21 protein-coding genes and 1 pseudogene are annotated in these 9,447 nt (G+C 56.7%); all 22 read left to right on the top strand.

What is annotated here, in order from left to right; translation table 11 throughout:
* Positions 1–166 (top strand): annotated as a pseudogene (tuf, locus tag ABW22_RS16600) (elongation factor Tu); the annotation flags it as partial.
* Positions 167–174: 8 nt separating this feature from the next.
* Complete coding sequence (rpsJ, locus tag ABW22_RS00855) at positions 175–483, top strand: 30S ribosomal protein S10 (protein ID WP_059750967.1); 309 nt, start codon at positions 175–177, stop codon at positions 481–483.
* 125 nt (positions 484–608) lie between these two features.
* Positions 609–1,253 (top strand): 50S ribosomal protein L3, encoded by a 645-nt coding sequence (rplC, locus tag ABW22_RS00850; protein ID WP_059750965.1) that lies wholly within the window; start codon positions 609–611, stop codon positions 1,251–1,253.
* Positions 1,253–1,870: a 50S ribosomal protein L4 gene (gene rplD / locus ABW22_RS00845; RefSeq protein WP_059750963.1), complete on the top strand. Its 618-nt coding sequence runs from the start codon at positions 1,253–1,255 to the stop codon at positions 1,868–1,870. Before rplC ends, rplD begins: the two co-directional genes overlap by 1 nt.
* Entirely contained in the window at positions 1,870–2,175 is a 306-nt protein-coding gene (gene rplW / locus ABW22_RS00840) for a 50S ribosomal protein L23 (protein WP_059750962.1), read from the top strand. Before rplD ends, rplW begins: the two co-directional genes overlap by 1 nt.
* A gap of 11 nt (positions 2,176–2,186) precedes the next feature.
* Positions 2,187–3,014: a 50S ribosomal protein L2 gene (gene rplB, locus ABW22_RS00835; RefSeq protein ID WP_059750960.1), complete on the top strand. Its 828-nt coding sequence runs from the start codon at positions 2,187–2,189 to the stop codon at positions 3,012–3,014.
* A 15-nt stretch (positions 3,015–3,029) separates the two neighbouring features.
* Positions 3,030–3,305, top strand: coding sequence for a 30S ribosomal protein S19 (rpsS, locus tag ABW22_RS00830; protein ID WP_059750958.1), 276 nt, complete (start codon positions 3,030–3,032; stop codon positions 3,303–3,305).
* Positions 3,306–3,315: 10 nt separating this feature from the next.
* Positions 3,316–3,645 (top strand): 50S ribosomal protein L22, encoded by a 330-nt coding sequence (rplV, locus tag ABW22_RS00825; RefSeq protein ID WP_059751001.1) that lies wholly within the window; start codon positions 3,316–3,318, stop codon positions 3,643–3,645.
* A gap of 9 nt (positions 3,646–3,654) precedes the next feature.
* Positions 3,655–4,359, top strand: coding sequence for a 30S ribosomal protein S3 (gene rpsC / locus ABW22_RS00820; protein ID WP_059750957.1), 705 nt, complete (start codon positions 3,655–3,657; stop codon positions 4,357–4,359).
* Complete coding sequence (rplP, locus tag ABW22_RS00815; RefSeq protein WP_059750955.1) at positions 4,343–4,759, top strand: 50S ribosomal protein L16; 417 nt, start codon at positions 4,343–4,345, stop codon at positions 4,757–4,759. Before rpsC ends, rplP begins: the two co-directional genes overlap by 17 nt.
* 3 nt (positions 4,760–4,762) lie before the next feature.
* Positions 4,763–4,957 carry a 50S ribosomal protein L29 gene (rpmC, locus tag ABW22_RS00810; RefSeq protein ID WP_059750953.1) on the top strand — a complete coding sequence of 65 codons (195 nt, stop codon included), beginning with the start codon at positions 4,763–4,765 and terminating at the stop codon, positions 4,955–4,957.
* Positions 4,954–5,217, top strand: a complete 264-nt coding sequence (gene rpsQ, locus ABW22_RS00805) for a 30S ribosomal protein S17 (RefSeq protein WP_059750952.1) — start codon at positions 4,954–4,956, stop codon at positions 5,215–5,217. The genes rpmC and rpsQ overlap by 4 nt, the downstream gene beginning before the upstream one ends.
* Before the next feature lie 183 nt (positions 5,218–5,400).
* Positions 5,401–5,769, top strand: a complete 369-nt coding sequence (gene rplN / locus ABW22_RS00800; protein WP_059750944.1) for a 50S ribosomal protein L14 — start codon at positions 5,401–5,403, stop codon at positions 5,767–5,769.
* A 9-nt stretch (positions 5,770–5,778) separates the two neighbouring features.
* The gene (gene rplX, locus ABW22_RS00795) at positions 5,779–6,102 is read left to right on the top strand and encodes a 50S ribosomal protein L24 (protein WP_059750942.1); all 324 of its coding nucleotides are present in this window, start codon (positions 5,779–5,781) and stop codon (positions 6,100–6,102) included.
* Positions 6,103–6,104: 2 nt separating this feature from the next.
* Positions 6,105–6,644 carry a 50S ribosomal protein L5 gene (gene rplE / locus ABW22_RS00790; protein ID WP_059750940.1) on the top strand — a complete coding sequence of 180 codons (540 nt, stop codon included), beginning with the start codon at positions 6,105–6,107 and terminating at the stop codon, positions 6,642–6,644.
* A gap of 7 nt (positions 6,645–6,651) precedes the next feature.
* Entirely contained in the window at positions 6,652–6,957 is a 306-nt protein-coding gene (gene rpsN, locus ABW22_RS00785; protein ID WP_059750938.1) for a 30S ribosomal protein S14, read from the top strand.
* 12 nt (positions 6,958–6,969) lie between these two features.
* The gene (gene rpsH / locus ABW22_RS00780; RefSeq protein ID WP_059750937.1) at positions 6,970–7,365 is read left to right on the top strand and encodes a 30S ribosomal protein S8; all 396 of its coding nucleotides are present in this window, start codon (positions 6,970–6,972) and stop codon (positions 7,363–7,365) included.
* 12 nt (positions 7,366–7,377) lie between these two features.
* Positions 7,378–7,908 carry a 50S ribosomal protein L6 gene (rplF, locus tag ABW22_RS00775; protein ID WP_059750934.1) on the top strand — a complete coding sequence of 177 codons (531 nt, stop codon included), beginning with the start codon at positions 7,378–7,380 and terminating at the stop codon, positions 7,906–7,908.
* 16 nt (positions 7,909–7,924) lie between these two features.
* The gene (gene rplR / locus ABW22_RS17685) at positions 7,925–8,278 is read left to right on the top strand and encodes a 50S ribosomal protein L18 (protein ID WP_059750933.1); all 354 of its coding nucleotides are present in this window, start codon (positions 7,925–7,927) and stop codon (positions 8,276–8,278) included.
* A 15-nt stretch (positions 8,279–8,293) separates the two neighbouring features.
* Positions 8,294–8,809, top strand: coding sequence for a 30S ribosomal protein S5 (rpsE, locus tag ABW22_RS17680; protein ID WP_059750931.1), 516 nt, complete (start codon positions 8,294–8,296; stop codon positions 8,807–8,809).
* 3 nt (positions 8,810–8,812) lie between these two features.
* Complete coding sequence (gene rpmD, locus ABW22_RS00760; protein ID WP_059750929.1) at positions 8,813–8,998, top strand: 50S ribosomal protein L30; 186 nt, start codon at positions 8,813–8,815, stop codon at positions 8,996–8,998.
* Complete coding sequence (rplO, locus tag ABW22_RS00755; protein ID WP_059750927.1) at positions 8,999–9,433, top strand: 50S ribosomal protein L15; 435 nt, start codon at positions 8,999–9,001, stop codon at positions 9,431–9,433.
* Positions 9,434–9,447: the final 14 nt, after the last annotated feature.

The following is a 9,447-nucleotide window of genomic DNA, read 5'->3' as shown; positions in this document are numbered from 1 at the left end:
CAGCATTGAATTGCCGGCAGGGACCGAGATGGTGATGCCGGGCGACAACGTCAGCATCAAGGTGTCGCTGATTCAGCCGATCGCCATGGACGAAGGTCTGCGTTTTGCCATCCGCGAAGGCGGCCGCACCGTTGGTGCCGGCGTCGTTGCGAAGATCGAAGAGTAAGCACAACCATGACAAACCAGAAAATCCGCATCCGCCTGAAGGCGTTCGACTACAAACTGATCGACCAGTCGGCGCTCGAAATCGTGGAAACGGCCAAGCGCACCGGCGCAGTGGTCAAGGGCCCGGTTCCCCTGCCGACCTCGATCGAGCGTTTTGACGTGCTGCGTTCGCCGCACGTCAACAAGACCTCGCGCGACCAGTTCGAAATCCGTACCCATCGCCGACTGATGGACATCATGGACCCCACCGACAAAACGGTGGACGCCCTGATGAAGCTGGACTTGCCGGCTGGCGTGGACGTCGAAATCAAGTTGTAAAAATCAAGGGGCGCAGGTATACTGCTGCCCCTTCAGTAGCATCAATAGTCGCCGGTCAATTGTAATCGGCACCTACAACCCTTGCGAGTGGCTTAGGTCGCTTGCTTGAGATAGGACATACAAAAATGAGTATCGGGCTCGTTGGCCGTAAGGTCGGCATGACCCGCATTTTCACTGAGAGCGGTGCGTCCGTTCCGGTGACAGTGCTGGAAATGTCAAACAATCGTGTGACTCAGGTTCGCACGTCAGAAAATGATGGCTATTTCGCGGTGCAGGTTGCCTATGGCACGCGTCGCAATAGCCGTGTCACCAAAGCACAGGCTGGCCATTTCGCCAAAGCGGGTGTGGATGCTGCAGAGCTGATGCGTGAATTTCGCGTGTCGGCTGATGAGGCTGCTCAATACCAAGCGGGTGCTGCGGTTTCTGTCGAAGTCTTTTCGGCTGGTCAGAAGGTGGACGTCACTGGTGTGACGCAGGGCAAGGGCTTTGCGGGCACCATCAAGCGCCACAACTTCAAATCGCAGCGTGCGACGCACGGCAACTCGCGTTCGCACAACGTGCCGGGTTCCATCGGCATGGCGCAGGATCCCGGTCGTGTGTTCCCGGGCAAGCGCATGTCTGGCCATATGGGTGCTGTGACCTGTACCAAGCAGAATCTTGAAGTCGTTCGCGTTGATGCTGAGCGTGGTCTGGTGCTGCTGAAGGGTGCTGTTCCGGGTTCGAAGGGTGGTCATGTGGTGGTGCGCCCGGCAGTGAAAGGGGGTGCCTAATGGATTTGACCGTCATTAATGAGCAGGGTCAGCAGGTGTCCAGCCTGGCTGCCTCCGATGAAACCTTCGGTCGCGACTACAACGAGGCGCTGGTACATCAGGTGGTGACCGCGTTCCAGTCGAATGCGCGCAGCGGTAACCGTGCGCAGCAAACGCGTGCTGAAGTGAGTGCCTCCACGCACAAGCCGTGGCGCCAAAAAGGCACTGGCCGTGCACGTGCCGGCCGCACATCGAGCCCGATCTGGCGCGGGGGTGGTGTCACCTTCCCGAACAAGCCGAACGAAAACTTTACCCACAAGGTCAATCGCAAGATGTATCGCGCGGGCCTGGCGTCCATCCTGTCGCAACTGGCTCGCGATGGCAAGATCAAGGTGGTGGAAACTCTTGGCATCGAGTCGCCCAAGACCCGGGTGCTTGCTGACAAGCTGAAATCGATGGGTTACGGCAAGGTCATGATTATTGCGGACAGTATTGATGACAACCTGTGGCTGTCGTCGCGCAATCTGCCGAATGTCTATGTGGTCGAGCCGCATCAGGCTGACCCGTGGAGTCTGGTCAAATTCGGCAACGTGTTGATCACGGCGGCAGCGGTGAAACAGTTTGAGGAGATGGTGTAATGGGTGCGATCAGTCAAGAGCGTTTGCTCAAAGTCATTCTCGCGCCGGTGATCTCCGAAAAGAGCACGCGCATTGCGGACAAGCTGAATCAAGTTGTTTTTCGTGTGTTGCCCAGCGCGACCAAGCAGGAGATTGGCGCGGCAGTGGCCAGCCTGTTCAAGGTTGAAGTTACGGGTGTGCAGGTGCTGAACGTCAAGGGCAAGGTCAAGCGCTCCGGTCGTGTCACGGGTCGCCGTGACAACTGGAAGAAAGCGTATGTCACCCTGAAGCAGGGTCAGGACATCGACTTCGCGTCCGGTCAGTAAGGGAGAAAACCATGGCACTGATTAAAGTTAAACCCACCTCTGCCGGGCGCCGTGCGCTCGTCAAGGTCGTAACAGAAGGCCTGCATAAAGGCGCGCCGTACGCGCCGCTGCTCGAGCCGAAGAAGCGCGGTTCAGGCCGTAACAACAATGGCCATATCACGGTGCGTCACAAGGGTGGTGGCCATAAGCAGCATTACCGTGTGGTGGATTTCCGTCGCAACAAGGACGGCATTTCCGCCAAGGTCGAGCATATCGAGTATGACCCTAACCGTTCTGCGCACCTGGCATTGCTGTGTTATGCCGATGGTGAGCGCCGCTACATCATTGCGCCGCGCGGCATTGCGGTTGGCGCGCAGTTGCTGAATGGCGTTGACGCGCCGATCAAGGCGGGCAACTGTCTGCCGCTGCGCAGCATTCCGGTCGGCAGCACGGTGCACTGTATCGAGATGATGCCGGGCAAGGGTGCGCAGATCGCGCGTTCTGCCGGAACCTCGGTCCAGTTGCTGGCACGCGAAGGCAGTTATGCTCAGCTGCGTCTGCGCTCGGGTGAAATCCGCAAGGTGCACGTTGACTGTCGCGCCACGCTTGGCGAGGTGGGTAACGAGGAACACAGCCTGCGTTCGATTGGCAAGGCGGGTGCAAACCGTTGGCGTGGTATCCGTCCCACGGTGCGTGGTGTGGTGATGAACCCGTGTGATCACCCGCATGGTGGTGGCGAAGGCCGCACCGCGGCAGGTCGTCATCCGGTGAGCCCGTGGGGTACCCCGACCAAGGGTTACCGTACCCGTAGCAACAAGCGCACCTCCAACATGATTGTCCGCCGCCGCAACGCGCGCTGATAGAGGTAGAGATATATGGCACGTTCAATTAAAAAAGGCCCCTTCGTTGACGGGCATCTGCTGAAAAGAATTGAAGCCGTTCGCGGCACCAACGACAAGCGCCCGATCAAGACCTGGTCGCGCCGTTCCACCGTGTTGCCCGACTTTATCGGCCTGACAATTGCGGTCCATAACGGCCGCCAGCATATGCCGATATTCGTGACCGAGAACATGGTCGGCCACAAACTGGGTGAGTTTTCCCTGACGCGCACCTTCAAGGGTCACGTCGCGGACAAGAAGGCTAAGAGATAAGGACCGCATGATGGAAGTTTCTGCAATTTTGCGTGGTACGCGACTGTCCGCACAGAAAGGCCGCCTGGTCGCTGACCAGATCCGGGGTCTTCGCGTGGAGAAGGCGCTGAATATCCTGGCCTTCAGTCCTAAAAAAGGTGCGGGCATCATCAAGAAAGTGCTCGAGTCGGCGATAGCCAACGCCGAGCACAACGAAGGTGCGGACATTGATACCCTTAAGGTCAAGACGATTCTCGTTGATCAGGGTACCGTGCTGAAGCGCTTCACTGCCCGTGCCAAAGGCCGTGGCAACCGTATTACTAAGCCGACCTGTCACATCAGTGTGACGGTTGGGGATTAAGGAAGCGCCATGGGACAAAAAATACACCCGATCGGGTTCCGCCTTGGTGTTCAGCGTATCTGGACGGCCAAATGGTACGGTTCGAACCGCAACTTTTCCAGCACCCTGCTGGAGGACATCAAGGTTCGTGACTATCTGAAAAAGAAGCTCGCCCATGCGTCAGTTTCCAAGGTGGTCATTGAGCGTCCGGCGAAAAACGCACGCATCACGATTTTCAGCGGCCGCCCTGGTGTGGTGATCGGCAAAAAAGGCGAGGACATCGAAGTGCTGCGCGGCGAACTTGCGCGCCTGATGTCGGTGCCGGTGCATGTCAATATTGAAGAAGTGCGCAAGCCTGAGACGGACGCCCAGATCATTGCTGATGGCATCGCACAGCAACTCGAAAAACGTGTGATGTTCCGTCGCGCCATGAAGCGTGCCATGCAGAATGCCATGCGCCTGGGTGCGCAAGGTATCAAGATCATGAGCGCCGGCCGTTTGAATGGTGCGGAAATCGCCCGTTCCGAATGGTATCGCGAGGGCCGTGTGCCACTGCACACCCTGCGCGCCATCATCGACTATGGGTTTGCCGAAGCGAAGACCACCTACGGCATCATCGGCGTCAAGGTGTGGGTATACAAGGGCGATACGCTCGCTCGTGGAGAGCAGCCTGTGGTGGCCGAACAGGAAAAGCGCGGCAAGAAACCAGGAGTGAAACATGCTGCAGCCAGCTAGAAGAAAATTCCGCAAGGAACAGAAAGGCCGTAATACCGGAATGGCAACCCGAGGCGCTGATGTGAGTTTTGGCGACTTTGGTCTCAAGGCGGTCGGTCGTGGTCGTTTGACGGCTCGTCAGATCGAAGCTGCGCGTCGCGCAATGACCCGCCACATCAAACGTGGCGGCCGCATCTGGATCCGTATTTTTCCGGACAAGCCGATTTCGCGTAAGCCGGCCGAAGTCCGGATGGGTAATGGTAAAGGTGCGCCGGAATACTACGTCGCTGAAATTCAGCCGGGCAAGGTTTTGTACGAAATGGATGGCGTGAACGAAACGCTGGCGCGCGAGGCCTTCCGCCTGGCGGCTGCCAAACTGCCGATCGCGACAACCTTCGTGACCCGCATGATCGGGAGCTAAGTGATGAACACAAAAGAAATGCGCGGCAAGGATGCCGCAGAACTGAAACAGGAACTTGAGTCCCTGTTGCGTGCCCACTTTGCGCTGCGTATGCAGGTGGCCACCCAGCAGTCGACCAAAACTGCCGACCTGGGCAAATTGCGTCGCGATATTGCCCGCGTCAAGACGATTATGCGCGAGAAGGCGGGTCAAGCATGACTGAAATCAAGAAAATGGTGCGTACCCTGAGTGGGCGCGTGGTAAGTGACAAGATGAACAAGACGGTTACCGTATTGGTCGAGCGTCGTGTCAAGCATCCGGTTATCGGCAAGATTATTCGACTGTCCAAAAAATATCACGCTCACGATGAAAGCAACGAGTTTCATGAGGGTGATATGGTGCAGATTGAAGAATCACGCAAGCTGTCGCGCACCAAGGCGTGGACAGTTAGCAAGTTGATTGAACGCGCGCGCGTTTAGTGCTTGCGCGAAAAGGAAAGACTCGGTATAATTTCGCGTTTTCCGGTAGTGAGCCGGTTGGTTTTAGTCCGGTTCGCTGACTCAAGTAGTTCCGCGTATTGCGGGATTTTCTCCCGAACGGGATCCAAAACTAACCGCCGCTGTTTTGATTAAAGCGTGGTGGATTAAGTTGGAGGCAATTAAATGATTCAGATGCAGTCCGTATTGGACGTAGCGGACAACACGGGTGCGCGCTCGGTTATGTGCATCAAGGTGTTGGGTGGCAGCCGTCGGCGGTATGCTGGCGTTGGTGACATCATCAAGGTCAGCATCAAGGATGCTGCGCCGCGCGGCCGCGTGAAAAAAGGCGACGTCTACACCGCTGTTGTGGTTCGCACTGCCAAAGGCGTGCGGCGCCCGGATGGGTCGCTGGTGCGCTTTGATGGCAATGCCGCAGTGCTGTTGAACAACAAATTAGAGCCGATCGGCACCCGTATCTTCGGGCCGGTTACCCGTGAGTTGCGTACCGAGAAGTTCATGAAGATCGTCTCGCTGGCGCCCGAGGTTCTGTAAGGGGGAGTCATGGCACGTATTCGTAGAAGTGATCAGGTGATTGTCCTGACCGGGAAAGACAAGGGTAAGCGCAGTATTGTGCTCAAGGTTTTTGACAATGATCATGTGCTGGTTGAAGGCGTGAATCGCGTCAAGAAACATCAGAAGCCGAACCCCATGCGCAACATCCAGGGTGGGATCGTCGAAAAGGAAATGCCGATTCAGGCTTCAAATGTCGCATTGTTCAATGCTGGCACGCAGAAGGCTGATCGCGTGGGTTACAAGGTGCTGGAGGACGGCCGCAAGGTGCGTGTATACAAGTCCAACGGCGAAATGGTTGACGCACAGGGGTAATCATGGCGCGTTTTCAAGAAATTTATCGTGAGACAGTCGTGCCAAAACTGATTGAACAGTTTGGGTACAAGTCTGTCATGCAGGTTCCCCGTATCCAGAAGATCACCCTGAACATGGGGGTTGGTGAGGCGGTGGCTGACAAGAAGGTGATGGATCATGCGGTGGCTGACATGCGCAAGATCGCTGGTCAGAAACCGGTCGTCACCAAGTCGAAAAAATCGATTGCGGGCTTTAAGATCCGTGAAGATTATCCCGTGGGCTGCATGGTGACCCTGCGACGTGTGCAGATGTTCGAGTTTCTGGATCGTCTGGTTACGGTGGCAATTCCTCGCATCCGTGACTTCCGCGGTGTTTCAGGGAAGTCCTTTGATGGCCGTGGTAACTACAACATGGGCATCAAGGAACAGATTATTTTCCCTGAGATCGAGTACGACAAGATTGATGCGTTGCGTGGGATGAACATTACGATCACCACCACCGCCAAGACTGATGAAGAAGCGCGAGCTTTGCTTGCTGCCTTCAGTTTCCCGTTCAAGAATTGAGGTAGGCATGGCCAAGTTATCCTTGATTAATCGCGAAGAAAAGCGCGCGCGCATGGTGAAAAAATATGCTGCCAAGCGTGCTGACCTCAAAGCTGCAATTGCCAGCGTACAGACCAGCGATGAAGATCGCATGGCGGCATACAAGGCATTGCAAGAGCTGCCGCGGAATTCCAGTCCGGTGCGCCAGCGCAATCGCTGCCAGTTGACGGGCCGTCCTCGTGGCGTGTTCAGCAAGTTTGGCCTGGCGCGCGGCAAGCTGCGTGAGTATGCGATGCGGGGCGAGATCCCGGGCATCGTCAAGGCAAGCTGGTAAGGGGCAAATAATATGAGTATGAGTGATCCCATCGCGGACATGCTGACCCGCATCCGCAATGCACAAGCGGTTGAAAAAGGGGCTGTCACGATGCCTTCTTCCAAGGTCAAAGTGGCTATCGCCAAGGTGTTGAAGGATGAGGGCTATATTGATGGTTTTGCCATTCGTGGCGAAGCTGGCAAACCTGAACTCGAACTTCAGCTTAAGTATTACGCTGGCCGTCCGGTTATCGAGCGCATCGAGCGTGTAAGCAAGCCTGGTCTTCGCGTCTACAAGGGCGCAGAAGATCTGCCGCGAGTGATGAATGGCCTGGGTGTCGCCATTGTGTCCACGTCGAGTGGCGTAATGACTGATCGCCGTGCCCGCGCCCAGGGAGTGGGTGGTGAAGTCCTGTGCGTGGTTGCGTAAGAGAGAGCCGATATGTCACGTGTAGCCAATAATCCAATTACCTTGCCGAAGGGTGTTGAAGTCACGCTGGGAAGTGTGGTCTCTGTTAAAGGCCCTCTTGGTGCGATGACTCAGGCGACATCGAGCGATGTCTCGGTTGCGCTCAATGACGGTGTGCTGACTTTTGCACCTGTCGGCGGGGGCATCCAGGCCAACGCCATGGCGGGAACAATGCGTTCGCTGGTCAATAACATGGTTCAGGGTGTCACCAAGGGTTTCGAGAAGAAGCTCTTGTTGGTCGGCGTCGGATATCGTGCGCAGGCCCAGGGCGATGCGCTCAACCTGACGCTCGGTTTCTCGCATCCTGTCGTGCACAAGATGCCCGCCGGAATCAAGGTCGAGACGCCGACGCAAACTGAAATTGTGATCAAGGGTGTCGATCGCCAGGCTGTTGGGCAGGTGGCCGCTGATGTGCGTTCATACCGCCCGCCGGAGCCCTATAAGGGCAAAGGCGTGCGCTATAGCGACGAAGTGGTTATCAAGAAAGAGACCAAGAAGAAGTAAGGCATAAGGACAGAAAATGAACACCAAGCAATCACGGATTCGCCGAGCGCGCAAAACCCGCGCCAAAATCGCGGCCGTCAAGGCGACCCGCCTGGCAATTCACCGCACCAACAGCCATGTCTACGCCCAGATCATTTCGGCGGATGGCGGCACGGTGATGGCCAGCGTGTCTTCCAATGACAAGGACATGCGTGCCGAGCTGACGAATGGCGGAAACGTCGCCGCGGCAGCAGCAGTGGGCAAGCGGCTGGCTGAAAAGGCCAAGGGTTTGGGCATTGAAAAAGTGGCTTTCGATCGTTCTGGCTTCAAGTTCCATGGGCGTGTGAAAGCCCTGGCTGAAGCTGCGCGTGAAGGCGGTTTGGTTTTTTAACGAGGCAGAATCAAGATGGCCCGTACAGCACCTAGTAGTAACGAAGAGCGCGGCGACGGTTTGCGCGAAAAGATGATCTCGATCAACCGTGTCACCAAAGTGGTGAAGGGTGGTCGGATCATGGGTTTTGCCGCGTTGACTGTTGTTGGCGATGGCGATGGCGGAATCGGCATGGGCAAGGGCAAGTCCCGCGAAGTGCCAGTGGCCGTGCAGAAGGCAATGGAAGAAGCCCGTCGCAAGCTGGTCAAGATCAGCCTGAAAAATGGCACCTTTCACCATACGGTGGTCGGGCAGCATGGCGCTTCGCGCGTGTTGATCCAGCCTGCATCGGAGGGTACCGGGATTATTGCCGGCGGTGCGATGCGTGCCGTGTTCGAGGTGATGGGCGTGCAGAACGTTCTTGCCAAATGCCTGGGGTCAACCAATCCTTATAACGTCGTTCGTGCGACGATTGACGGGTTGTTGAAAATGTCCACGCCGTCCGAGATTGCGGCTAAGCGTGGCAAGTCACTCGAAGACATCACGGGGTAAGCCATGAGTGAGCAGAAAAAAATCAAGGTGACGCAGATCAAAAGTCTGATTGGCACCAAGGAAGCACATCGTGCCTGCGTCCGTGGCTTGGGTTTGCGCCGGATGCATCACACCGTCGAGGTGCTCGATACCCCGGAAAACCGCGGAATGATGACCAAGGTCGCCTATCTGTTGAAGTGCGAGGCTTAAATGGAACTGAATACGATTAAACCGGCCGATGGCGCCAAGAAAGACAAGCGTCGCTTGGGTCGCGGCATTGGATCCGGTCTGGGTAAAACCGCAGGACGTGGCCACAAGGGCCAGAAATCCCGTTCGGGCGGCTTCCATAAGGTTGGCTTCGAAGGTGGCCAGATGCCGATGCAGCGTCGCCTGCCGAAGCGCGGTTTCGTTTCGCTGACCAAGGCTGATACGGCACACGTTCGTCTGTATCAGCTGGCTGCGGTTGGGGTGGACGAGATTGACCTGCTGGTATTGAAGCAGGCGGGTATTGTTCGCTCGGCTGCCAAGGCTGCGAAAGTCTATCTGGCCGGCGAAATCGATAAGGCGATCAAGCTGCGCGGTATCGCTGTGACCAAGGGTGCCCGTGCTGCAATTGAAGCGGCCGGCGGCACCATCGCCGACTGAGCCTGCGAGGACAC

This window comes from Thiobacillus denitrificans (assembly GCF_001530125.1).
Lineage (GTDB): Bacteria > Pseudomonadota > Gammaproteobacteria > Burkholderiales > Thiobacillaceae > Thiobacillus > Thiobacillus denitrificans_C.
The sequence above is the reverse complement of the archived record's forward strand: the minus strand, read 5'-3'. Positions and strand labels throughout refer to the sequence as shown.